Source organism: Streptomyces sp. NPDC031274 (assembly GCF_055570235.1).
Map to the genome: position 1 here is coordinate 24,201 of NZ_JBVIHP010000038.1, position 24,112 is coordinate 48,312.

At 70.0% G+C, this 24,112-nt stretch carries 22 protein-coding genes; 13 read left to right on the top strand and 9 right to left on the bottom strand.

The window, feature by feature from the left end; genetic code table 11:
• Positions 1–19: 19 nt before the first annotated feature.
• Together ACZ5CR_RS39980 and ACZ5CR_RS39985 are read right to left on the bottom strand one after the other, a co-directional pair.
• The gene (locus ACZ5CR_RS39980) at positions 20–1,225 is read right to left on the bottom strand and encodes an alpha/beta hydrolase family protein (protein WP_468867140.1); all 1,206 of its coding nucleotides are present in this window, start codon (positions 1,223–1,225) and stop codon (positions 20–22) included.
• Positions 1,226–1,493: 268 nt separating this feature from the next.
• A complete protein-coding gene (locus tag ACZ5CR_RS39985) occupies positions 1,494–2,096 on the bottom strand; it encodes a TetR/AcrR family transcriptional regulator (RefSeq protein ID WP_468867143.1) in 603 nt (200 codons plus the stop codon).
• A 120-nt stretch (positions 2,097–2,216) separates the two neighbouring features.
• Here ACZ5CR_RS39985 and ACZ5CR_RS39990 point away from each other — a divergent pair, with 120 nt between their 5' ends.
• A complete protein-coding gene (locus tag ACZ5CR_RS39990; RefSeq protein WP_468867145.1) occupies positions 2,217–3,719 on the top strand; it encodes an APC family permease in 1,503 nt (500 codons plus the stop codon).
• Between the two features lie 7 nt (positions 3,720–3,726).
• Entirely contained in the window at positions 3,727–4,608 is an 882-nt protein-coding gene (locus ACZ5CR_RS39995) for a carbon-nitrogen hydrolase family protein (protein WP_468867147.1), read from the top strand.
• On the opposite strand, the gene ACZ5CR_RS40000 is transcribed toward ACZ5CR_RS39995, so the two are convergent.
• Complete coding sequence (locus ACZ5CR_RS40000) at positions 4,589–5,272, bottom strand: restriction endonuclease (protein ID WP_468867150.1); 684 nt, start codon at positions 5,270–5,272, stop codon at positions 4,589–4,591. The two genes, ACZ5CR_RS39995 and ACZ5CR_RS40000, sit on opposite strands and share 20 nt — an antisense overlap.
• 445 nt (positions 5,273–5,717) lie before the next feature.
• On the opposite strand from ACZ5CR_RS40000, the gene recA reads away from it, so the two are divergent.
• Positions 5,718–6,794, top strand: coding sequence for a recombinase RecA (gene recA, locus ACZ5CR_RS40005; protein ID WP_468867153.1), 1,077 nt, complete (start codon positions 5,718–5,720; stop codon positions 6,792–6,794).
• A gap of 252 nt (positions 6,795–7,046) precedes the next feature.
• Here the strand turns inward: recA and ACZ5CR_RS40010 are convergent, their stop codons facing one another.
• Positions 7,047–8,837, bottom strand: a complete 1,791-nt coding sequence (locus tag ACZ5CR_RS40010; RefSeq protein ID WP_468867156.1) for a TIGR03086 family metal-binding protein — start codon at positions 8,835–8,837, stop codon at positions 7,047–7,049.
• A 94-nt stretch (positions 8,838–8,931) separates the two neighbouring features.
• Between ACZ5CR_RS40010 and ACZ5CR_RS40015 the strand changes: the two genes are divergently transcribed.
• Positions 8,932–9,540, top strand: coding sequence for a TetR/AcrR family transcriptional regulator (locus ACZ5CR_RS40015; RefSeq protein ID WP_468867158.1), 609 nt, complete (start codon positions 8,932–8,934; stop codon positions 9,538–9,540).
• A 185-nt stretch (positions 9,541–9,725) separates the two neighbouring features.
• Here the strand turns inward: ACZ5CR_RS40015 and ACZ5CR_RS40020 are convergent, their stop codons facing one another.
• The 5 genes from ACZ5CR_RS40020 to ACZ5CR_RS40040 all read right to left on the bottom strand — a co-directional run bounded on the left by ACZ5CR_RS40020 (position 9,726) and on the right by ACZ5CR_RS40040 (position 15,144).
• A complete protein-coding gene (locus ACZ5CR_RS40020; protein ID WP_468867161.1) occupies positions 9,726–11,156 on the bottom strand; it encodes an MFS transporter in 1,431 nt (476 codons plus the stop codon).
• 53 nt (positions 11,157–11,209) lie between these two features.
• Positions 11,210–12,133: an amidohydrolase family protein gene (locus ACZ5CR_RS40025; protein WP_468867164.1), complete on the bottom strand. Its 924-nt coding sequence runs from the start codon at positions 12,131–12,133 to the stop codon at positions 11,210–11,212.
• Between the two features lie 20 nt (positions 12,134–12,153).
• Positions 12,154–12,837 carry a 4-carboxy-4-hydroxy-2-oxoadipate aldolase/oxaloacetate decarboxylase gene (ligK, locus tag ACZ5CR_RS40030; RefSeq protein ID WP_468867166.1) on the bottom strand — a complete coding sequence of 228 codons (684 nt, stop codon included), beginning with the start codon at positions 12,835–12,837 and terminating at the stop codon, positions 12,154–12,156.
• Positions 12,838–12,934: 97 nt separating this feature from the next.
• Positions 12,935–13,960 (bottom strand): amidohydrolase family protein, encoded by a 1,026-nt coding sequence (locus ACZ5CR_RS40035; RefSeq protein WP_468867168.1) that lies wholly within the window; start codon positions 13,958–13,960, stop codon positions 12,935–12,937.
• A complete protein-coding gene (locus tag ACZ5CR_RS40040; RefSeq protein ID WP_468867171.1) occupies positions 13,957–15,144 on the bottom strand; it encodes a 4-oxalomesaconate tautomerase in 1,188 nt (395 codons plus the stop codon). Before ACZ5CR_RS40040 ends, ACZ5CR_RS40035 begins: the two co-directional genes overlap by 4 nt.
• 168 nt (positions 15,145–15,312) lie before the next feature.
• Here ACZ5CR_RS40040 and ACZ5CR_RS40045 point away from each other — a divergent pair, with 168 nt between their 5' ends.
• The 9 genes from ACZ5CR_RS40045 to ACZ5CR_RS40085 all read left to right on the top strand — a co-directional run bounded on the left by ACZ5CR_RS40045 (position 15,313) and on the right by ACZ5CR_RS40085 (position 24,067).
• Complete coding sequence (locus tag ACZ5CR_RS40045; protein ID WP_468867174.1) at positions 15,313–15,993, top strand: GntR family transcriptional regulator; 681 nt, start codon at positions 15,313–15,315, stop codon at positions 15,991–15,993.
• Between the two features lie 261 nt (positions 15,994–16,254).
• Positions 16,255–17,484 carry a tetratricopeptide repeat protein gene (locus tag ACZ5CR_RS40050; protein WP_468867176.1) on the top strand — a complete coding sequence of 410 codons (1,230 nt, stop codon included), beginning with the start codon at positions 16,255–16,257 and terminating at the stop codon, positions 17,482–17,484.
• A 61-nt stretch (positions 17,485–17,545) separates the two neighbouring features.
• Entirely contained in the window at positions 17,546–17,770 is a 225-nt protein-coding gene (locus ACZ5CR_RS40055) for a hypothetical protein (RefSeq protein WP_468867178.1), read from the top strand.
• 384 nt (positions 17,771–18,154) lie between these two features.
• Entirely contained in the window at positions 18,155–19,261 is a 1,107-nt protein-coding gene (locus ACZ5CR_RS40060) for a beta-ketoacyl-ACP synthase 3 (RefSeq protein ID WP_468867181.1), read from the top strand.
• Positions 19,262–19,342: 81 nt separating this feature from the next.
• Positions 19,343–19,591: a phosphopantetheine-binding protein gene (locus ACZ5CR_RS40065; protein WP_468867183.1), complete on the top strand. Its 249-nt coding sequence runs from the start codon at positions 19,343–19,345 to the stop codon at positions 19,589–19,591.
• Positions 19,588–20,817, top strand: coding sequence for a beta-ketoacyl-[acyl-carrier-protein] synthase family protein (locus ACZ5CR_RS40070; RefSeq protein ID WP_468867185.1), 1,230 nt, complete (start codon positions 19,588–19,590; stop codon positions 20,815–20,817). The genes ACZ5CR_RS40065 and ACZ5CR_RS40070 overlap by 4 nt, the downstream gene beginning before the upstream one ends.
• 63 nt (positions 20,818–20,880) lie before the next feature.
• Positions 20,881–21,876, top strand: a complete 996-nt coding sequence (locus tag ACZ5CR_RS40075) for a 3-oxoacyl-ACP synthase III family protein (RefSeq protein WP_468867187.1) — start codon at positions 20,881–20,883, stop codon at positions 21,874–21,876.
• A gap of 53 nt (positions 21,877–21,929) precedes the next feature.
• Positions 21,930–22,814, top strand: a complete 885-nt coding sequence (locus ACZ5CR_RS40080; RefSeq protein ID WP_468867189.1) for a carboxymuconolactone decarboxylase family protein — start codon at positions 21,930–21,932, stop codon at positions 22,812–22,814.
• A 38-nt stretch (positions 22,815–22,852) separates the two neighbouring features.
• Positions 22,853–24,067, top strand: coding sequence for a cytochrome P450 (locus ACZ5CR_RS40085; protein ID WP_468867191.1), 1,215 nt, complete (start codon positions 22,853–22,855; stop codon positions 24,065–24,067).
• Positions 24,068–24,112: the final 45 nt, after the last annotated feature.

Consider the following 24,112-nt stretch of genomic DNA (forward strand, 5'->3'; position numbering starts at 1 on the left):
CGACTCGCCTGCCTGACCGTCACCCAAGGAACGTCACTGCCGGGAAGGCCGGGGACGGCCCGTCGAGCAGGTGCCCCCGGCGCCGGCGAAGGTGCTCGTCGAAGAACGCGAGCGGATACGCCTGCTGGATCTTCACCGCCTGCTCGGGATGGAGGGTGCCGATCACATCCTGGAGCTGTTTCCTGCTCCACCCGTACAGCTTGGCCACCTGTGGGAACAGCGCCTCGTTGTCGCCGTAGGAGACGTGGGCGGCGCCCCGCGCTTGTATGTCAAGCCGCCAGCCCCGCAGGTGCGACCAGAACGCGGCAGCCTCGGGAGCCGTGGCCCGGGTGAACACGGCCGACATCATCATGAACGGCCGGTCCAGGTCGCCGGCCAGCGGGGGCTTCATCTGCATCGGGCCGTCCAGGCTCAGCCCGGCCCGGATCCGCTCGTCCGCGAGCATGGCGCTGGCGGTTGCCGTCCCGCCCTTGGACCAGCCGAACACGCCCATGCGCCGCGTGTCGAGGGATCCCAACAGTCCGTCCGGCAGCTTCCTGTGGCCGACGTCGGGATTGCGCCCGGCGGCGAGCTGCTCGACGCAGTCCAGGACGAAGCGCAGGTCAGCGGCGAAGTCACCGGGCAGCGTCGGCGCCTGCCTGTCAGTGAGCGGGACGGCGATCCGCCCGTCGGGGAACTGGGTGTAGGTGTCGTACTGGTGAGCCACCGTCACCACCGCGTATCCGTGGCTGGCGAGCTCCTGCACCACGACGGTGTGGTCGCCCTGGTGACTGTGCGCGCCGTGCGAAAACGCGACGACGGGCAGCCGTCGGCCTGTCCGACGCACCGGAGCACCCACGCGGCCGGCAGTCAGCGGCCCCAGCGAGGCCAGATCGCTGAACCCGGCATCAGCGAGGAACGCCTGGAACGCGCCGGTCGGCATCCAGGGCGCCACCGGATACTGCCTGACATCCCGCGCGGGATACCAAACCGTGGCCATCAGCTCGCGGAAGCGGCCGGGGCCCGCGATGTCGTCCGGACGCGACCGGTCGACGAGGTGCAGTTGGACCGTGCCCACCGGGTGCGGCCCTCTCGGCACCGGCAGCACCAGCCGCCTCGTGCCCGGGCCGGCCCACGCGGAGCCGGCAACGCCGGCGAGCGGCACGGCCGCCCCGGCGGCCAGAGCAGCTCCCATCATGTGGCGGCGCGTCAAACCCCTACGGCTGATGAACGGTGTGGTGGTCATGGGCCCTCCCCTAGTGACGGATCGTCAACCGTGCCCCACGGCCGACCCGCGGACACAGGACGACGCTGTCACGTGCCCCGCCCCCGCAGCATCGGCCCATCGGTCAACCACATGCCGATCGCACTAGCCCGTGGGCTTACGTCCCAGGACTGATCCGGTCGGCACAGCAGCCTCGCTGCGAGCACCGAGCACCGAGCACCGAGCACCGAGCACATCCACCCTCGAGGACGCCACCAAAAACGACCTGGACCCCTGTGCTCACTCAGGATCAGTCGGCCAACTCGTGCCCCGTGACCGCGCGAGCGTAGGCGCGCAGGGCGGTGATCACGTCGGCACGGGTCCGCCGGCCGGCGAGGACCTCCATCTGGTAGCCGTCCTCCATGGCGACGAAGTTCGCGGCGAGCAGTCGGGGCGGGTCCTGGAGGGCGAAATGACCTTGCGCCTGCCCGAGAACCAGGATTCCTGAGTACACCGCGATCTGACGCTCGGTCAGCGCGCTGTCGAGCGCTGCGGCCCTGGCGTCCCGCAGACAGCGCGGCCAGTACTCGAAGAGCAGCCGCGTCAGCGCGTCGTCGGGCCCCGCGGCGACGCCGTTGTCGATACAGGCCCGCAACTGGGCGCGGGCGTCCGCGAACCGGCCGGCGGCCTTCTCCCGCTCCTGGCTGTAGCGCTCGATGGCCTGCTGGTACGCCTCGTGGACCAGCGCGTCGAGATCTCCGTAGTAGAGCACCGCGGCGGGCGTGACCCCGGCTTCATCGGCGATGTCGCGCAGACGAAGACCCTCAAGACCGCGCACCACCAAGGCGCGCTCCACCGCCTTGCCCAGCTCGGCCCGCCGGGCCTCCTTGCCGATCCCTTTTCTAGCCGCCACACCCGATCCCTTCAGCAGATTTTTACACTCAGCATTAACGATACTGGCCCAGCTCTTGACGGGGAGGAACACCCTCTCTTAAATCTTCGTTTAACAAAACTTCGGCCTCCAGGAGCGAGCATGACCAATCCGACCGACGCCGAGGTCCCGGCCGTGGCTCCGCCCGCGCCGGCCGGTAAAGGGCTGCGGAAGGGCTCCGTGGGTATGCTCGCCGCCGTCACCCTCGGCCTGTCCTGCGTCGCCCCGGCCTACAGCATCGCCGTCACCCTCGGCTTCGTGACCCTGACCGTGGGGAACCTCGCGCCCGCCGCGCTGCTGCTCGGCTTCGTCCCGATCCTGCTCACCGCGTTCGCCTTCCGTGAGCTGAACCGCGAGATGCCGGACTGCGGCACCACCTTCGTGTGGACCACGCGCGCGTTCGGGCCGCTGACCGGCTGGCTCACCGGCGGCTGGGTGGTGCAGACCGCCACGCTCATCGCGATGACGGCCCTTTCCCAGGTCGGCGCCACCTACTTGCTCCAACTGCTCGGCCTGCACTCACTCGCCGACAGCGGCACCGCCGTGGCGATCACCGCGGTGGCACTGCTGGCGGTGGTGACATCGATCGCGTACCGGGGTATGCAGCTCGCGGCGTCCGTCCAGTACGTGCTGCTCGGACTGCAGTTGGCCGCCCTGACCGGATTCGGGGCCGCCGCCTTCGCCCGGCACGGCAGCGCCACCCCGTCCCTGGGCTGGCTCAACCCCTTCGCCTTCGACGGCTTCGGCCCGTTCGCCGAGTCGGTGATGCTGTGCCTGTTCATCTACTGGGGCTGGGACGCGCTGATCACCGCGAACGAGGAGACACGCGACGGGGAACGCGTCGCCGGCCAGGCCGCCGTCGTCTCCACCCTCGTCCTGCTCGGGACCTATCTGTTCACCGCCTTCGCCGCGATCAGCTTCGCAGGCACCGGCACCGGCGGCACCGGACTCGGCAACCCCGAGAACGCCGCCGACATCCTGTCCACTCTCGCCCCACCGGTCCTCGGCACGGGACCGGCCAAGGTGATGCAGCTGGCCGTCTGCGTGTCCGCGGTCTCCGCCCTGCTCACCAGCCTCGTCGGCTCCTCGCGCGGCACGCTGTCCATGGCCGCCCACGGCGCCCTGCCCGCCGCCTTCGCCCGGGTCCACCCCCGGCACCGCACTCCCGGCTTCGGCACCGTCTTCATCGGCGCGACGGCCGCCTGTCTGCTGGTCCTGCTCACGCTCGTGTCCGCCGACTTCCTCGGCGACGCCATCCTGTGCATCGGACTGCTGATCGCCTGCTACTACGGCACCACCGCACTCGCCTGCGTCTGGTACTTCCGGGGGCGGCTGCGCGACTCGCTTCGCGACCTGCTGCTGCGCGGAGTCCTGCCCCTCCTCGGCGGACTGATGATGCTGGCCGCCTTCGCCCGCAGCGCGCACGACATGTACGACCCGGCCTACGGCCGCACCTCCTTCCACGGCGTCGGCGGGGTCTTCCTCCTCGGCGCCGGCTCCATCGCCGCGGGAACCCTGGCCCTGGCCGTCGCCCGCACCCGCTTCCACCGCTTCTTCCGCGACGGCCGCACCGCGGTCGCCGAATGCACCGTCACCGAGGACTGACCCGCCCATGCGCACGCTCGCCATCGCCGCCGTCCAGACCACCCCCGTACCCCACGACCTCGAAGCGAGTTGGCAGCGCTTCGCCGAGCAGGTCCGCTCCACCCGCGGCCTGTTTCCCCACGTACAACTCGTCGTGGTCCCCGAGCTGTTGCTGGCCGCGGAAGACGCCCTGCTGCGGCCGGCTCCGGACGACTGGATGGAACAGGCCGCCGTCACGATCCCGGGCCCGCTCACCGACCGGCTCTGCGCCCTTGCCGTGGAGACCGGCCTGTGGCTGGTCCCGGGAAGCGTGTACGAGCGCGCCGAGGACGGGCACATCTACAACACCGCACTGGCCGTCTCACCGGAGGGCGAGATCGCTGCCCGCTACCGCAAGGTCTTTCCCTGGCAGCCGTACGAGAAGACCACCCCCGGCCACGAGTTCACCGTCTTCGACATACCCGGTGCGGGCCGGGTGGGCCTGGCCATCTGCTACGACGGCTCGTTCCCCGAGACGGTGCGCCAACTGGCGTGGCTGGGCGCGGAGATCGTCATCCAGCCCACCCTCACCCCGACCCGGGACCGGGAGATGGAACTGGTCTGCGCCCGCGCCAACGCCTGGACCAACCAGGTCTACGTCGTCAACGTGAACGCCGGCGACCCGGCCGGAGTCGGACAGAGCGCGATCGTCGACCCCGAGGGCATCGTGCGCCAGCAGGCCGGCCCCGGCGAGGAGATCCTCGTCGACGTCCTCGACCTCGACACCGTCGCTCGGGTCCGCAACTACGGCTCCGCGGGAATCAACCGCCCCTGGAGCCAGCTCGCCCGCCACGGAGAATCGGTGAAGCTCCCGATGTACGGCGGCGGAGGAATCCACATACCGGCCTGGCTCAGGGGCGATACCCTCTGACGACTCCCTCGCGGCCCAGGGGGATCAGGGTCTCCAGACGGGCGCCCTTGACCCAGGCCCCCAGCAGGTCCCGGTGCATGGCCACGATGTCCTGCCGCAGCGCAAGGCCGCGCGCGGCCTTCGTGAAGGCACGGCAGGTAGTGACGAACAGAGCGACGTCCGCACCGTGTTCGAGGCGGGCGGTGCCGACGAACTTCTGCATGTCCTGCGAGGACACGCTGCGCTCAGGCGCGTATTTCTTGCACTGGACGACCAGCTTGCGGCCGTCCGCGAGATAGCCGACCACGTCGGCGCCCAGGTCACCACTCCTGCCGCTGACGACAACCCTCGTACAGCCGTCCCTGCGACACAGGTCGGCGACGTAGCGCTCGAAGTCCTGCCAGGACAGTGCGTCGACTTCCGTCATCGACAGTTCTCGCGCTTTCGCTTCCTCCTGCGCCCGCCACCTACGGTCCTGGCCCACCGCGGCCGAGTGCGCACGCCACAACCCCCAGCTGCCCCCGGCCACCACGAGCGCGGCGAACACGGCCACCAAGACCGGCCAGACCGTCGCCCAGTTCACCGCCAACCACACCACGGCGATCACCGTCGCGAAACCGCCCCAGCACTGGAGCTGCCGACGCCTGTGCTTCCTCAACCGTCGGCGCCGTTGTCGTGTTGCCATCACTCCCCCGCCCCCCATCCATGCTCCGCAGTGTGAAAGCCCTGCCCCACCGCGGCAAGAGGGCCAGGCCCTCGCCACGTCGGCGGACGACCGCCCCATCGATCAGCGGTCGAACCAGATCGGGTACGGCACCGTCGGCCGCGGGGCGGGCGCCGGGTCCTCCCAACTCTCGAAACGCACCGGGAACGCGGCCGTCGACGCCGACCACGGCTCCGGCCCCGTTCCATCCTGGCCGCCGGAAACCGGCGCGGTCCGCGTCCGGAGCGGTCCGGTGCGCGTCCCGTCCCGCTCCCCCTCGGTTTGGTACCTTTCACTGGACACGTAAATCGATCGGATGTTCGTTTTCTGGGATCTCCGAGACGTCCGTTGTCGGCAGTAGACGCTCACGTTCTCCGACGTGCGGCGTGCCACACACGTGCCACACAATCGGACCGGGTGAAAGCTCATGGCAGGAACCGACCACGAAAAGGCGCTGGACACCGCGCTCGCACAGATCGAGCGGAAATTTGGCAAGGGTGCGGTCATGCGCCTCGGCGAGCGGCCCAATGAGCCCATCGAGGTGATCCCTACCGGATCGACCGCGCTGGACGTGGCGCTCGGTGTGGGCGGTCTGCCCCGCGGCCGTGTGGTGGAGGTGTACGGGCCGGAGTCCTCCGGCAAGACGACGCTGACGTTGCACGCGGTAGCTAACGCGCAGAAGGCCGGCGGCTCGGTGGCGTTCATCGACGCCGAGCACGCCCTCGACCCCGAGTACGCCAAGAAGCTGGGCGTCGACACCGACAACCTCATCCTCTCTCAGCCGGACAACGGCGAGCAGGCTCTGGAGATCGTCGACATCCTGATCCGCTCCGGCGCGATCGACTTGATCGTGATCGACTCCGTCGCGGCCCTGGTGCCACGCGCCGAGATCGAGGGCGAGATGGGCGACTCCCACATGGGTCTGCAGGCCCGTCTGATGAGCCAGGCGCTCCGGAAGATCACCAGCGCGCTCAGCCAGACGAGGACAACGGCGATCTTCATCAACCAACTGCGCGAGAAGATCGGCGTGATGTTCGGTTCCCCGGAGACCACGACCGGTGGCCGCGCGCTGAAGTTCTACGCCTCGGTGCGGCTCGACATCCGCCGCATCGAGACCCTGAAGGACGGCACGGACGCGGTCGGCAACCGCACCCGCGTCAAGGTCGTCAAGAACAAGGTCGCGCCGCCCTTCAAGCAGGCCGAGTTCGACATCCTCTACGGCCAGGGCATCAGCCGCGAGGGCGGCCTGATCGACATGGGCGTGGACAACGGCTTCGTCCGCAAGGCAGGCGCCTGGTACACGTACGAGGGCGACCAGCTCGGCCAGGGCAAGGAGAACGCCCGCAACTTCCTCAAGGACAACCCCGACCTCGCCGACGGAATCGAGAAGAGGATCCTCGAGAAGCTCGGAATCGGGCTACCGGCGAAGGCCTCAGTCGCCGAGGACACGGGCGCCGTCCCGGTCCCTGATGCCGCACGGACCTCGGCGGGAAACGCCCCCTGACAGGCAAAGGCGCGGCACTGCCGGGGGCCGGGCTTCCCACATGTCCGGCGTCGCGGTGTGCTCCACGGCCCAGATCCGCTCGCGTCCCTGTTCCTTACCGAGAACTTGCTCGTGCGCGCCCGGGCGACACCAGCCCTTACGCGAGGCACAGAGGACACCGAGCTCGGCAAGGAATCGACGACCGCATCAGGATCCGGCTGGTCGGGAGCGGCCGGACGCGTCGGGAATGCCGGGCACTTCAGGCATGCCGTTTCAGATCTGTCGGCCGAGGAAGGCCAGCAGTCGCACGTGCGCCGGTGCACCCTCTGGGGCAGGCGTCCGGGGGCCGAACATGCCGGGACGGCGGAAGGGCTCCATGTCCATCTTCCGCATGCTTGCGAGCAGGTCCGCGCACAGGTGCTGGTCGACCAGGTCGGTGCGGTCGGTGGCGACGGCCAGGTCGACGCCGTGGACGAGGACCTCGGTGAGGTGGATCAGCGCCGCCATCGGACCCGGGACGGATCCGAAGCCGAGGCGAACCGTCACCTTGGCCAGGTCGGTGCCGGTGGAGGCCGCGTGCTGCCAGGCTGCGCGGTCGGTGTCGGCGGCGGCCCGGTAGGCGCCGGAGGGGTCGGCGCCGAGCCAGTCGTCGTGGTGTTCGCCCCCGGGGTCGGTGCCGGTCAGTTCAGCGGCGAAGATCCGCATGCCGCCGACGAGGTGGTTGAGCGTGGCGTGCGCGTCCCACGCCGAGCAGAGAGTGGGGGCGGACCACCGATCGCCGTCGTCGACTGCCTCGACCACCGCGCCCGTCATGGCCAGCGCCCTACCGATGGACCCGACCGCTGGAGGACGGCGGGCCATCACCCGGTCCAGCCAGTCGTAGACCCGGGTGAACGCCAGCTTCTGGGCGCCGGACTGGCAGTGCGCCTCGGCGCCCTCGGCATCGGTGAACGCCAGGAACGTCTTCTCACACCGCAGGTGGTCGTACAGCTTCTCCGGCTGCCCCTTGAAGAAGCCGTCGTCCTCACCGGAGCAGACCAGTACCGGGCAGGTGATCTGTTCGGCGATGCCCTCGCGCAGGTGGTAGTCGAGGTAGGCGGCGCAGAAGGCGCGCGGAGTGTCGGCGCCCATGGCGAACATGCCGTGCTCGATGGCCCACTTGGTGCTGGGGTCGGAGGCCATGGCGGCCGCCAGTGCAGCGTCCAGCTCGGGGTCGTGCGGGGCCCGCAGCCGGCGCTCGGCCTCGGCGCGGGGCAGCGCGAGGGGGGCGGTGCTGAGGTCGCCGAGGTCGAAGACGCCGTCGAGAGCGACGACGGCGGTGATCCGTCGGTCGAAGGCGGCGGCGCGGGGCGCGAGGTAGCCGCCCATGCTGACGCCGAGGACGGCTATCCGCTCCGGGTCGATCTCGGGCAGCGTTGCCGCGAAGTCGAGCACTGGGGTGATGACGTTCTCCCAGTCCGGGCGGAACATCAGGTTCTGGTGGTGGCGTGTGCCGGGCTGGCCGGGGCCGTCGAGGACCAGGACGGTGTAACCGCGTTCGACGGCGGCCGCTGCGCCGAAGAAGTGCATCTCCTCGGCGGTGCCGTCGAAGCCGTTGAACATCACCACGGTCGGGCGCGGCAGGCCGGAGGCGTCGGAGCGGTAGAGGTAGCCGGGCAGCGTCGTGCCCTCGTAGGGGATGGTGACCGGCTCGATCGCGGGGGTGAACAGTTCGGCGGCCTGGCGGAAGCAGGCGACGGAGGCGTCGTAAGCATGGTGGATGCGCGGGTCGGCGGCGTTGCCGTGCAGGAAGAATTCCGCGCAGCGGTAGTAGTTCGAGGCGCGCAGGAAACCGTCGCGCGCGCTGGTGCGGTGGCCGCCTTCCCGCGAGGTGCGGGCCTGGTCGGCGACCCGGTCGGCGGTGGCCAGCCACTGGTCGTGCCAGCTGTCGTAGTCGCCGGGGGCGATGTGCTCGGCGGTGGTGGCGACCTCGCCGAAGTCGGCGCCACCGTAGGCGATGTGCCCGAGCGTCCGCAGGGTCTCGTACCAGAACGAGGGGTGGTCGGGGAAGAAGATCGGATTCACCGCAGGCTCCTAACGCAGTCATCTACTGCTTTTAGTGAGACCATAGGCGCGCCATCGCCATAAACGCAAGCACGCACTGCGTTAAGCTTGGTGTGTGCATGAGAACCCCTCATCGGCCGCTTCGCCGACACCGCCTCCCGCCCGCCGCCCGGGAGGCCGCAGCGCCCGGGTCCGCATCGCCGTCCACCAGGCCGTCACCGACCTGATCGCCGAACGCGGCTACGGCACCTTCGCGGTGCGTGAGGTCGCCGCCCGCGCGGGTGTGGCCGACACCAGCATCTACCGCCGCTGGGGCACCCTGGAGGCGCTGCTGATGGACGTGGTCGTCAGCCGCCTGACCGAGGGCTCGCCCATGCCGGACACCGGCAGCCTCGCCGACGACCTGCGCTCCTTCGCCGCCAAGGCCGCCGAGGACGTCACCGGGCCGGACGGCCTGGCCCTGCTGCGCACCGTCGTCACCGCGCTGGGTACCGGCCCTGACGGCGAGTCGGCCCGTGACCGGTTCCTCTCCGTCCGCTCCGAGCAGCTCCAGGGCATGCTGGAGCGGGCCCGCACCCGCGGTGAGGACGCCCCCGACGTACTGGAGGTACTGGACGGCATCCTGGCGCCGATCTACGTCCGGGTGCTCTTCGGCGTCGTACCGCTGACACCCGACTATCTCGACGGCCTGGTCGACCGCGTGCTCGCGCGCCGACCGGAGTGACCGCTCGCCGGAGCAATGTCCACGCTCGCGCCGCACCTGCTCCATTCAGCGCCAATGCACGTCAACACGCTGCCGATGCACCGGGTCCTCACCCATCCGAAGGGGGCCGGGATGCCCACCGAGACGACCCCCGACAGCCCGGCTTCAATCCCGTCCCGGCCTTCAATCCCGCCGGGCGGCGCGGTTTACCGGGGAGCGATTTCTTCCTCGATGAAGGGTTCGGTGGAGGTCGGGGTCGCCGGTGCCTCTGGGATATCGGGCTCCCGCCTCTCCTGCGCCTCCGCCGCCAGTCGGCGGCGGCGCGTGGCCGGGGCGAAGACGGCCAGCACGAGGGCTCCGAGGATCCAGGTTCCGGCGATGAACATGAAGACCGCCTCGTAGCCGACGCCGTTGTAGATCCCGGCGATCATCAGCGGTCCTGCCGCGTTCGACAGCCGGCCCAGGCCGTAGGCGATGCTGGTGCCGAGCGAGCGGCCCCGGGTGTCGAAGAGTTCCGGCGAGTACGCGTAGGCCAGGGCGGTGTAGCCGCGCTCGAAGAGGTTGACCATGAACCCGAACACGACGATGAGGACCGGGGTGAACGTCAGTCCGTACAGCAGGCCGGACGTGGCGATGATCAGCCCGAAGACCACCAGGCACCATTTGCGCTCGAACCGGTCGGTGACCATCGCCGCGAGGAAGGAGCCGAGCGGTGCGCCGACCGTCGTCAGAGCCACGTAGAAGATCGAGTCCTCCACGCTGACGCCCTCGGCGGCCAGCAGCGTCGGCGCCCAGCTGGAGTAGCCGAAGAAGCCGATGGTCTGGGTGATCCACAGGACCGACAGCAGGATCGTGGGGAACAGGAACTTCCTGTCCTTGAGCATGGCGAGACCGGTCCTGCCGACCGGACCCTGCGGCTGCGGATTCCGCGCGGCGGGCAGCTCACCGTGCTCAGCTGCCGCACCCGCCTCGATGCGCGTCAGAACGGCGTCGGCCTCCTCGTGGCGGCCGCGGGACTCGAGCCACTGCGGAGACTCCTCGAGTTTCCGTACGAAGAACAGGAACAGGAAGCCGATCGAGCCCCACAGGTAGACCAGGCGCCAGGACCAGTCGGACATGGGCACGACAGCGGAGGCGATGAGGTTGGTGACGGGGGTGCCGCAGATGCCGATGACGACGGCGTACGCCTGGAACTTTCCGCGCTTGGCTCGCGGGTAGAGCTCGCTGATGTAGACGACGGCGATGACGGTCATCGCGGAGAGGCCCGCGGAGGTCAGCACGCGGAAGACGCCCAGGGACCAGATGTCCCAGGCGAAGACGCACGCGAAGGACCAGACGGTGTACCAGAACGTGGTCACGATGAGCATGCGCCGGCGCCCCAGCCGGTCGGCGAGTCCGCCGGCGACGACAGCCCCGAAGAACATGCCGACGAAGGACAGCGAGGTCACATAGGCGATGTGGTTGACGCCGGAGCCCCACTGTTCGCGCACCACGGGGGCCGTGATGGCGAAGGTGTTGATGTCCGCGAACTCGAAGAAGTAGGCGAACGCCACCGCGTAGAGCGTGGTTTTGTGGAATTTCGAGATGGGCAACCGGTCGAGCCGGTTGGCCGCGTTGGTGGCGGGGGTGTGCTGCACTGCACGCTCCTGGGATGGGGACGCGGCACCGTTGCCGGGCCGGTGGGTTGCTGTCAGCCGGCCTCTTCGGGCCAGTACAGACGCCGGGGGTTGTCGACCAAGAGGGCCTGCTGCCGGGCAGGGGTCGTGGCGACATGCGGGATGTGGTCGACCAGCAGGCCGTCGTCGGGCATGTGGTTCTTGAGGTTCGGGTGGGGCCAGTCGGTGCCCCACAGGGCCCGGTCGGTGAACTCGTCGACGACCTTGCGGGCGAACGGCACGACGTCGCGGTAGGCATGGCGCTCGCCGTCAAGGGCGGGTGGTCCGGTGACGGTCAGGCGCTCGGGGCAGGAGACCTTGACCCAGACGTCGTTGGTCTCGACGAAGCGCAGGAAGCGGGCGAACTCGGGGCCGTCCGGACTCCGGGTGACGTCGGGGCGGCCCATGTGGTCGATGACGAGCGGAACGGGCAGGGAGGCGAAGAACGTCTCCAGGTCGGCGAGATCCGGAGCCTCGAAGTAGAGGACGACGTGCCATCCCAGCGGTGCGATCCTGCGGGCGATGGCCGCCAGGGCCTCGGTGGGTGCGGCGTCCACCAGGCGTCGGACGAAGTTGAAGCGCACCCCTCGCACTCCCGCGTCGTGCAGGCGCCGCAGTTGTCCGTCACTGACGTCGGGGCGCACGGTCGCCACCCCCCGGGCCCGGTCACCGGCGCTGTGCAGGGCGTCCACCAGGGCGCTGTTGTCGGCGCCGTGGCAGGTGGCCTGCACGATGACGTTGCGCGCGATGCCGAGATGGTCGCGGAGGGCGAAGAGATCGTGCTTGGAGGCGTCGACGGGCGTGTACTTGCGTTCGGCCGCGAAGGGAAACTCGGCGCCGGGGCCGAACACGTGGCAGTGGGCGTCCACGGCTCCCGCAGGCAGGGCGAAGGCGGGCTTGGTGGGGCCGCGGTACCAGTCGAGCCAGCCGGGGGTGACGGCGAAGTCCTGGTCGGTCATCGGGAGTGCTCCTCGTACTGTCAGTCGACGTAGGTCAGGCCGTGCTCGGCGAGGCGTCCGCGCATGGCGTACATGTCCAGGCCCAGCTCGCCCACCTTGAACCGTTCCCGCTTGCCCTCCTCGGCGTCCTCGCGCCTCGCGGCCGCCTCGGCCACCGCGGCGGCCCGGGCGGCGGGCACGACGACGACGCCGTCGGTGTCAGCGACGATCACGTCACCCGGGTTGACCAGCGCGTTGGCGACGACGACAGGAACGTTGACCGAACCGAGCGTGGCCTTGACGGTGCCCTTGGCGTTGATCGCGCGAGAGAAGACGGGGAAGTCCATCTGCCGCAGCTCGTCGACATCGCGGCAGCCGCCGTCGATGACAAGGCCCTTGGCCCCACGGGCGCGGAGGGAGGTGGCGAGCAGCTCGCCGAAGAAGCCGTCCTCGCTCTCGGTGGTGCAGCCCGCGACGACGACGTCGCCCTCGCGCACCTGCTCGGCGGCCACATGCAGCATCCAGTTGTCGCCGGGCTGCAGCAGCACGGTGACGGCGGTGCCGCAGAGCTTCGCGCCCTCGTAGACCGGCCGGATGTGGGGACGCATCAGGCCGAGTCGGCCCATGGCCTCGTGGACCGTGGCGACCCCGAACCGGGACAGGGCCTCGACCGCCGCGCGGTCGGCGCGTTCAATGGTGCGGTGGACGACTCCGAGTTCGTGCATGGTGTGGCTCCTTGCGCTGTCGTGGGTGGTCGGATCGGACGGATCGATCCGCTCTGAAGGCGAAACCCGGCCGGAGGGGCGGGGCCAGCGGGGGGACTCAGCGACCCTGGGCGGTCAGGCGCGCGTCCAGGCGGGGATAGACACGCCTGGCGTTCCGTTCCTCGATCGCGGTCAGTTTCTCGTCCGACAGGCCCGCGTTCTCGACGTAACGGCGGGTGTCGTCGAAGTGGTGGCCGGTGTGCGGGTCGATGCCACGGACGGCTCCGATCATCTCGGAGGCGAAGAGGATGTTGGCGTACGGGACCACTTCAAGCAGCAGGTTGATGCCGGGCTGGTGGTAGACACAGGTGTCGAAGAAGACGTTGTGCAGCAGTGACTCCACCGCCTCCGGCTTGCCCAACGCCTGCGCCAGGCCCCGGAATCGGCCCCAGTGGTACGGCACGGCGCCGCCGCCGTGCGGGACGATCAGGCGCAGGTCGGGGAAGTCGGCGAACAGATCCCCGTTCAGCAGCTGCATGAACGCGGTCGTGTCGGCGTTGAGGTAGTGCGCCCCGGTGGTGTGGAAGGCCGGATTGCAGCTGGTGGAGACGTGCACCATGGCCGGCACGTCCAGCTCGGCGAGCTTCTCCCACACCGGGTACCAGGACCGGTCGGTCAGCGGTGGTGCGGTCCAGTGACCGCCGGAGGGGTCCGGGTTGATGTTGACGGTGACGGCGCCCAGCTCAAGGACGGCGCGTTCGAGTTCGGGGATGACGGTGGCCGGATCGGCCCCCGGTGACTGCGGCAGCATCGCGCCGGGGGCGAATCGCCCGGGGTAGAGCTCGGCCACGCGGTGGCACAGGTCGTTGCAGATACGGGCCCACGCGGAGGAGGTGGCGAAGTCGCCGATGTGGTGGGCCATGAACGAGGCGCGGGGGGAGAAGACGGTGACGTCGATGCCTCGCTCGTCCATGAGACGCAGTTGGTTCGTCTCGATGGACTCGCGGATCTGGTCGTCACTGATGGCGGGCCCCGCGGGGCCGGGTGCCTGTGCCGGGTCGGTGAGCGCGGCGGTCTGGGCCTGGCGCCATTCCCCCAGCGGGGCCGGCGCCGTCGTGTAGTGGCCGTGGACGTCGATGATCACGCGGTGTTCTCCAGAGCGGTGGGAGTGGGGTCCCAGAGGGAACGGGGTATCAGCAGATCGCCGGCCATGACGAGACGGGCGGTGCGCAGCAGCGCGGAGCGCGTGACCTGCTGGGGATCGTCAGGGGCGAGGCCGAGGGTGACGCTGAACTCTCCGGACGGGTGCTCGACGGAGACGGTGGGCTCCGTGCCGGAAACCTCCGCGGCGACGTCACGGGCGACGCTGTCTTCGAGTACACAGGCAGTCGCGGCAGTGACGGCGGCGAGCACGCCGATGGACTGGTGGCACACCCGTGGGATGAGGCTGCGCGTGGAGAGGGTGCCCCCGTGACGCGGCGGCGCCACCAGCGTCATCTTCGGGTAGTTCTTCTCCGTGACGTCGCCCAGGCCCATGGCTTCGCCGCAGATCAGGCGCAGCGCCTCGACACGGGCCTTGAGCCCGGCGTCGGCGTCGATCTGTGCCGGTGTCTCGTAGCCGGTGGCGCCGAGGCGCTCGGCTGCCACGATCACCAGGGGCTGGCCGTTGTCGATCAGGGTGACATCGACAGCGCCACAGCCGGGAACCTCGATGGTGTCGCGCGCGCGCCCGGTGGGGAGCAGGGATCCCGCGACGGAGCCGGCCGTGTCCAGGAAGCCGATCTCGACCGGAGCGGCGGTGCCGGGGACACCGTCGATACGGGCGTCGCCCTGGTAGTCGACGTACCGCGCCCCGTCCGTGCCCAGTGGGGTGGCGACGGTGATCTCGGCGACCATGCCGGTGTTGCGGGTACGCACACGGGCGGTGGTGCGATCGGTGTCGGGGACGACCATGCCGGTCTCGACGGCGAACGGCAGCACGGCAGCCAGCATGTTGCCGCAGTTGGATGAGGTGTCGGCGGTGTCCCCGCCGGGCTGTATCTGGACGAAGGTCCACTCCACGTCGACGCCGGGTTCCGTGCCCGGCCTCACGATGCCGACCTTGCTGGTCAGCGAGTGCCCGCCGCCGACACCGTCGATCTGGCGCGGGTCGGGAGATCCCATCGCGGCAAGGAGTACGGCGTCTCGGAGCCCGGTGTCCTCGGGCAGCAGTCGCGCGTCGAAGAACGGCCCCCGCGACGTCCCGCCCCGCATGAACAGGCACGGAATCGCGGTCTGGGAGCCGTGACGGCGCGCCCCGTGGGTCCGGGCGACTGCTTCGGCAGGCATCGGCACTCCTTCGTCAACGGGTGATACGCAGAGGAAACTAGATCATCAACCAGATTGTTGACAAGATGTTTGATGAAATTACAAAAGAAGTCCCCCAGGGCACGCCCTGAGCCCCCACGGCTCTAGGCTTCACCTGCACAGACCTGCCGATGAAAGAGGTCGAACGAGTTGACGGACAAGCTGACGGGCGCCGCCGCACGCCAGTACGTGGCCGACGCCATCAGGCATTCCTTGCGCTCCGGGGACCTGGTGCCCGGGCAGCGACTTGTGGAGAACGACCTCGCCGAGTCCTACGGGACGACCCGCAGCGCCGTCCGCGAGGCCCTGCAGGACCTCGCCGCCGAGGAGATCGTCGAGATCATCCCCCGCCGCGGCGCCCGCATCCGGGCGGTCTCCGTGGACGAGGCCATCCAGATCACCGAGTGCCGCTCCGCCCTTGAGCAGCTGTGCGCCATGAAGGCCGCCACGCAGGCGAACGAGGCGCAGCGTACGGAGCTGCGCCGGATCGGCACAGAGATGCGGCAGGCCGTCGCGGACGGAGCGGTGCACACCTACTCCGCCCTCAACCAGCGCCTGCACGAACTGGTGGTCGAGGCCAGCGGTCAGGAGGTGGCCAGGCGCCAACTCGAACGACTCAACGGACCGATGGTGCGTTTCCAGTTCCGGCTGGCCCTGCGCCCGGGCCGTCCCGCCCAGTCGTTGCAGCAGCACCTGGACATCATCGACGGAATCGTCAGCGGTGACGCCACGGCAGCGGCACGGGCTGCTGCCGTGCACTTGGCCGACGTGGTCGAACAACTGCGGTCGTCGGCCGCCACATCGTCCACACCGGTACCGACCCGCACTTGAACCGCCGCCCGCGACGAGCGGGCCGACGAACGCTCACAGCCTGCGGTTCGAACGGCTGATCAGTTGTGCACACGCAGCCCGCGGCGGCGCCATGGCCGAGCGTGGCGCCGCGCAAAATGCCCCGGGCCACCACTCCACGGTCGTGGAACTGTCGTGTAGGGATTCCGCATGCCGAAACCGTAGGCCGGCGGGCCCGTTGGGCCTGGGAGAGGTTCCTCCCGCGTTCCCGCGTTCCCGCCTTCGTCGTGACGGAGTGAGGCCATGGCCGCGCCCAACGATTCTCTGCTGAGCCTGATCCGTGAAGCGGGCTGGACGTACGAGGCGCTGGCCCGCCGCGTCAACACCGCCGCGTTCCGACGCAAGCCGGGTACCAGCTTCGACCGGTCGACGGTGGCGCACTGGGTGCGCGGTTCTCGCCCTCGCAACCCGGTGCCGGAACTGCTGTGCGGGCTCTTCACCCAACGCCTCGGGCGTCTGATCACGCCGGTGGAGTTGGGGCTCGCCGATGCCCGGCCACCGGTGCTCAGGGGTGCGGCCGCGCTCATCGCCGCCATCCCCGGCCTCGAAGCAGGCGGCCTCCAGGAGGCAGGCAGGGGCGACGCGGCACCCCGCACCCGCGTACCCGGACAGAGCCCAGGTCCCGACAGCGGGGACAGGCCCGTTCAGGCCTGGCACGAGCAGGTGTGGCGAGGAGCCGAGCGGTTCTTCGTGGGGCAGACAGCCGCTCTGGGCGGGAAGCGCACCGGGCCGGTCCTTCTGGCCTACCTGCGGTCCGCCTTCAGCCCCGGGGGCGACGCCGCGTCCACGGGAGCGGAGTCGAGGGCGGGTCTCGTTCATGTTGCACGCACCGCGGTTCTCCTGGCCGGCAGCTACACCGACGCATGCCGCACCCAGGAGGCACAGGACGCACTGACCGCCGCCGAAGCGCTCGCCGACCACGCGGAGGACAAGGCCGTCCAGGCCATCGCGCTGCGGCAGTTGAGCGAGAGCGCCCTGCTGCGGGGCAGGACCGCCCTTGCGACGGGATATCTGAACCGCGCTCTGGAGATCTCCCGCCACACGTCGAGGCCGGTGCGTGTGTACGTCGCCGCTCAGGCGGCCCGGGTGTACGCGGCGAGCGGGGAACGGGCGGCAGCGCTGAAGTGGCTGGAGACCGCGTCCCGGTTGATGCCTCGCTACACGGGCGGCGAGGAACCCTTCGCGGTCTACTCGGCGGCGGCCTTGCACTATCAGCAGGCCGCCGTTCTGTTTCGCCTCGGTGAGCCGCGTGAGGCCCATGCGGCACTCACCGCATCGCTCGACGCGCGGCCCGCACAGGAAGCGCGCGCGGTTCTGTTCACGCTGCTCGCCAGAGGGTGGCTGCACCACGCCGAGGGCCACAGCGATGCGGTGAACGCCGCCGTGGACACCGCATCGGAGATGAACGCCGCCATCGCTTCGATCAGGGCGGCCCGGGAAATCGCACGTATCCGCTCGGCACAACGGTCTTGAGCGGCGCGCCGTACGACCGTGCGGACATGCACGCGCCGAACGGATCACCGAGCATGGAGACATGAACGATCCCTGGCTTGTCGCGCGCCTCCTCACCGTTCACGGCTCGTCCCGCCCGAGTGCCGCGCAGGCGGACGCGGCGCGCGAGTGCCCTGCTGGCGACGGCGTATCGCCACAGGAGGGAACCGACGCCTCGCACACCGAATTCAACACGTTCAACAACGCCCCCGGGCCGATCCCGGAATCGCCGACCGGGCCGGTCGTTCACCGACCGGGACGCAGATGACCGAGGTGTCTCCGCGCCCTGCCTCGCAACTCTCCCCGGCGTCACACCTGCACCGCGGTAGCGGAAAATCTTCACCCCTTGGCGTGACTCTCGTTCGGCGCAACGGCCGTAACGTTCCTGCAGCAGCCCGTGTGAGCTGCGCAATCACCGGCAACTCCCGCGTCTAGGTCTTTCGTTCGAGGACCACACCATTCTCCCAAGATCCTTTGCGCCCATAAGGTCATGCCGATTCCAGCAGGACGCGATTCCGGGTGAGGTGTGGGTGTCTGGCGAACTCTTGTGCTCCGCAGCCAAGTTCAGACTCAGTGCTGCTGCTGAGTGGAGGCGGCCGACGAGAGGTACAGCACGCCGCGGGGCGGCCGACGGCGAGAAGAGGACTCTCCAGTGACACGGTCGCACGCACCGGGGGCGGCCGGAGAGCGGACGGCCGTGATCGAGGGCCTTGCCGGCGTCGTGCCGCCGCGCGCGGTGAGCAACAACGAGCTGCCGGCCGCCTGGGAGACCGACGACGCCTGGGTGCGCCGTCGCACCGGCATCGGAACGCGCCACTGGGTCGGCCCCGGAGTGTCGACCGGCGACCTCGCCCTCCGGGCCGCGGCCCGGGCGCTGGATGTGGCGGCCGCCGCGCCGCTCCACCGGCTCGACGCGGCCACCGATCACCCTGTCGACGCGGTCATCGTGGCTACGTCCACCCCCGACCGGCCGATGCCCGCCATGGCACCACAACTGGCGCACCGGCTCGGTCTCGGCCAGGTCGCGGCCTGGGACGTGGCCGCCGCGTGCAGCGGATTCGTCTACGCCCTCGCCACCGCCGCCGGTGTGATCGGGGCGGGAATCGCCCACCGGGTCCTGGTCGTCGCAGCCGAGGTGTACTCCACGCTGATCGCCCCGGACGACCGTGGTGCCGGCGTCGTCTTCGCGGACGGGGCGGGTGCGGTGGTGCTGCGCCGCGGCGAACACGGGGAGCCGGGCAGCATCCTCGGCTTCGACCTGGGCAGTGACGGCGCCGGTCATGACCTGATCGAAGTGCCGGGCGGTGGCGCGCTTGCCCGCTCCGCGCCCGACCGCTACACCCCGGAGGACCTGCACTTCCGGATGCGAGGGCATGACGTGTTCCAACATGCCGTCACCCGCATGACGCTCTCCTCACAGGTGCTGCTCAAGAATGTGGGCTGGTCGGTGGACGACGTCGACCGGTTCGTGGCGCACCAGGCCAACGCACGCATCCTGAGCGCCGTGGCCGACCGCATCCCCCTGGCCGCCGACCGGCAGGTCTCCAACATCGACCGCGTCGGCAACACCGGGGCCGCCTCCATTCCGCTGGCACTGGCCGACGCAGCCGCGAACAGCAGCCTCCACTCCGGGCAGCGCGTCCTGCTCACCTCTTTCGGGGCGGGGCTCACCTGGGGCTCCGCCGCCCTGCTGTGGCCCCGGCTCGCCCCGGTCCCCTCCGTCCACAGCACCGGCGACGGCCCCCTGCGCGACGCCTGATCAGCAGCTCTCCCCATTTCCCCCTCCCCTGCCTCCCGTTCCATCACCTGCCTCCGTTCCATCACCTGAAAGGGCACAGCCATGCCTTCGATCGACACCGCGATCCAGTCCGTACTGACCGGAAAGTTCGAGGTTCTCCAGGACCGCATCCTCCCCGGGGCCACACTGGAGAGCCTCGATCTGGACTCCCTGGCCCTGGCCGAACTCGCCCTGGCCCTCCAGGAAGAGCTGGCCGTCGAGGTGCAGGAGCACGAGGCGACGAAGAGCACCACGATCGCCGAGCTCACCGCCACCTTGGCCGCCAAGCGCACCGCGGCGGGCGCGCTGTGACGGTGGACAGCCGTACGGTCGCCGTCACCGGCCTGGGGCTCATCACCCCGGCCGGTGTCGGCCGCGAGGCGACCTGGGCGGGCGTACTGCGCGGTGAGTCCACGGCGGCCCACGACCCCCAGCTCAAGGAACTTCCCGTCGACTTCTCCTGCCGCATTCCGGAGATGACCCCGGAGCAGGCCAGGATCGGCGGCGGCAAGGCCTGGCGGATGGGCCGGTTCTCGCAGCTTGCCGTGCTCGCGGCGCGTGAGGCGGTGGCCGACGCGGGCCTAGTTCCGACCGACTGGGACGGCGCCCGGGTGGCTGTCGTCATCGGTTCGGGGCTGGCCGGCGCGGCCCACCTGGAGGAGCAGACCCTGCGCATGCAGGCGGGCCCCGACCTGGTGTCCCCCGTCCTGATCCCGATGCTGATCTCCAACATGGCCGCCGGTGAGGTCCTGCTCGATCTGAACGCACGCGGTCCGTCCCTGGCCACGGAGACCGCCTGCGCCTCGGGGGCCAGCGCCCTGGCGGTCGCCCGTGACCTGCTCCTTTCGGGTGCCTGCGACATCGCGGTGGCCGGCGGCACCGAGGCCGCGATCAGCCCGGTCGTCACCACCGGCTTCCACAGGATGGGTGCCCTCTCCTCCCGTACGGACGATCCCTCACGAGCCTCCAGGCCGTTCGCCGCCGACCGTGACGGCTTCGTCATCTCCGAGGGGGCGGCCGTCCTCGTACTCGAACGCGCCGAGGACGCGCGAGCACGCGGACAGAAGCAGTACGCCCAGCTCGCCGGCATCGGCCTGAGCTCGGACGCCCACCACCCCACGGCCCCCGCCCCCGGCGGCACGGTGGCGGAAGTGGCACTGCGCGCCGCCATCGGCGAAGCCGGGCTCGCGCCGGGGGACATCGATCATGTCAACGCCCATGGCACGTCGACCCCGTTGAACGATCAGACCGAGGCCGAGCTCATCGCACGTGTCCTGCCCCACGGGCCCACCGTGACCTCCGCCAAGGGGGTCCTCGGGCACAGCCTCGGCGCGGCCGGTGCGATCGAGGCGGCCCTGACGGCCCTGACGATCCACCACTCGAGCGTCCCTCCCGTCGGCAACCTCACGTCCGGCACTCTGGCGTATCCCCTGGACTGCGTGGTGGACCGGCCCCGACAGCAGACCGTACGGGCCGCCGCCAGCCATTCGTTCGGCTTCGGTGGCCACAACGTGGTGCTCGTCCTGCGCGCGCCCTGAACCGGAGTCACCTCCCCGCAGCGTTCCCCCGCACCTCTTCACCCTCAGAAAGTCACCTCCCCTGTGACCGTGTACAGCGCGCTCGCCCACGCCAGCGTCCACATTCCCCTCGGCCGGCAGACCGTGGCCGAGGCCGAGGACCGGTTCCGGGACCACAACCCCGGCATCTCCCTGTCCCCCGGTGTGCTGCGCCACATGTACGGGCTACAGGCGCGCAGCGTCGCGCCCGCCGACGAGCAGCCCTCCGATCTCGCCGCCCAGGCCGCCCGTGCCTTGTTCGACGAACACGGCACCGGCCCCGGTGACATCGACCTGTTGCTGTTCGCCGGCATCCTCGCCGACATGGAAGAGCCGGCCACGGCCCATGTCGTCGCCGCCAAACTGGGACTCGGCTGTCCCGTCTTCGATCTGAAGAACGCCTGCAACGGCGTGCTCAACGCGCTGGAAGTCGCCGACGCGTTCATCAGGACCGGCCAGTACCGCCGCGTCCTCATCACCACCGCCGAGGTCAGCACCCGAGAGAGCCGATGGTCGGTGGATGACGCGGCCGACGTCCTGCACGCCCTGCCGAGTCTGAGCACCGGCGACATGGGATCCGCCGTCCTGGTCGAGGCCTCCGGGCGGCCCGGCATCCTCGGCAGCCGGTTCTTCGCCAACTCCTGGGGCTGGCAGGCCGCGACCCTGCCCAACCCCTACGCCCAGCACCGCACTCTCGGTCATCTGCGCATCGATTCCGCCCAGTTGGTGGCCTCCTTCGAGGGCATGCCCGAGAAGGTGCGCGGCGCACTGCACGACTTCGGGGTGAAAGTCGGCGACCTGGATCTCGCCTGTATCCACCAACCGTCGGTGGCCTTCACCAAGGTCGCCTGCGACTGGGTCGGCGTGGATCCCGGGCAGATCCTCACCACCTTCCCCACCCACGGAAACGTCGCCACCAACACCATCCCCCTCCAGCTGGCCACCGCCCTCAAAGCCGGACGACTACAACGCGGCGATCTGGTGGGCCTATTCGGCTTCGCCAGTGGAGCCAGCAGTGGCCTGGTCCTGTGCGAATGGTGAGACCACCACGCACCTTCGGCCGACCAACCAGCCCTGTGTACGGAGCCTCCACCATGACCTCCCACTCCCCCGCTCGGACCCTCGCCGTCGAGGCGCCCCGGAGCCCTTCCGACAGGCAGCCCCGCATCACCCCCGTCCCCTCGGACCAGTGGCCACCCGTCCTGCACGCGGTCCTCGACGCGTCCCGCAAGGACGGGCCGGGACGGATCAATCTGTTCGGCACCCTGGCCCACCATCTCCCGCTGGCCGAGGCCTGGTTGGCGCTCGCCAAGATCCTCACCCACGACGGCACCCTGCCCGCGCGCGATCGCGAACTGACCATCCTGCGCACCGCCCACCGCCTCGACTCCGCATTCGTCCACGATCGCCACACGCCCCAGGCCAGTGCTGCCGGACTGCGCCCCGACGAGACGGCCGCCACCGCCGCACCGCTGGAGGCCTACGGCTGGAGTCCCGACGACTTGGCGCTGTTGCAGACCGTCGACGCGCTGGCCGACCGCGCCGATGTACCGGATGCCACATGGGAGCGGCTGGCCCAGCGGCTGCACTCCGACCAGCTGGTCGAACTCCTCGTCCTGGCCGGGCAGTCGGCCATGATGTGCATGACGCTGCGCACTCTGCGTACGCCGCCTGACGAACCCGGTACCGATCACGACCGTGCGGACGCCGGTCGCGACAGCCACCGGGCAGCCGAACGGCCACCCGCGGAGCACGACGATGCCACGCCGGACAAGGACGTCGACGTACGTGTCGACCGCGGGCGGTGCTGCAGCTCGGGCCAGTGCGTCACCACCGCCCCCGATGTCTTCGAGCAGAACGACGACGACGGCCTCGTCATGCTCCGCCCCGGGCGCCAGGTGTCCTCGGCACAGCACAGTGTCCGGTTGGCCGCCGCACTGTGCCCTGGTGGGGCGATCATCCTCACGCCCACGTCGTAAGCCCTCCCCCCTCCCCACTCACGGAGAGCCCTGCCCCCATGTCACTCACCTCCACGGCATCCACTCTCACGCTTCCGGCGCCATACGGCAGTTGCCCCTACGACCCGCCGCCCGCCTATCTGGAGGCGGCAGCCGAACGGCCCATCACCCGCACCCTGTTGCCGGACGGTTCACCGTGCTGGCTGATCACCGGATACCAGGAAGTCCGCGCCGTCCTCGCGGACGCCCGCTTCAGCGCCGACGCCCGCACCCCCGGCTTTCCTTTCCTCTCCCCGGGCCAGCGTGAACTGGCCACCGCCAAACCGAGCTTCATCCGCATGGACGACCCCGAGCACGCCCGACTGCGCCGCATGGTCACCAAGGACTTCCTGGTGAAGCGCATCGAGGCGCTACGGCCCGGCATCCAGCGCATCGTCGACGAGGCCATCGACCGCATGGTCGCGAAGGGGGCGCCGGCCGACCTGGTCGGTGACTTCGCGCTGCCGGTTCCTTCCCTGGTCATCTGCCTGATGCTCGGCGTCCCGTACCAGGATCACGACCTCTTCCAGTCCCTGAGCCGGACCCTTCTCGACAACAGCACCAGCCACGAACAGGCCGCCCAAGCCCACCACGAGCTCACGGCCTACCTGACCCGACTCGCCGCCGACAAACAGCGCGAGCCCGGTGACGACATCCTCAGCCGGCTGGTGGCGCGCGACGACCTCACCCCGCAGGAGACCGCCTCTTTGGGCTTCCTGCTCCTGGTCACCGGCCACGAGAGCACGGCCAACATGAGCGCCATGTGCACCCTGGCGCTGCTGCGCGACCCGGAGCAGATCACGCTGCTGCGCGAGCGCCCGGAGCTGATCCCCGCGGCAGTCGAGGAGTTGCTGCGCCACCTCACGATCATCCATCTGGGACTGGCCCGGGTGGCCACTGAACCTGTGGAGATCGCGGGAACGTCCCTGGCCGCCGGAAGCGCAGTGATCTGCATGCTGTCCACAGCCAACCGGGACGAGGACCTGTTCGGCACGGAGGGCTGTGCCCACCCCTCACAGCTCGACCTCACGCGCGACGCACGCCGCCATCTCGCGTTCGGCTTCGGGGTCCATCAGTGCCTCGGACAACCCCTGGCACGCGCCGAGTTGCACATCATCCTGGAAACGCTGCTGCGTCGTCTGCCCGGGCTCCGCCTCGCCGTACCGGAGGAGGAGCTCGACTTCAGCACGGGGAGCATCGTGTACGGAGTGAAGACGCTGCCCGTTTCCTGGTGATCCTGCGGCCCGCTCCACCGGTCGGCAGCGCCGTCGGGGCGTCGC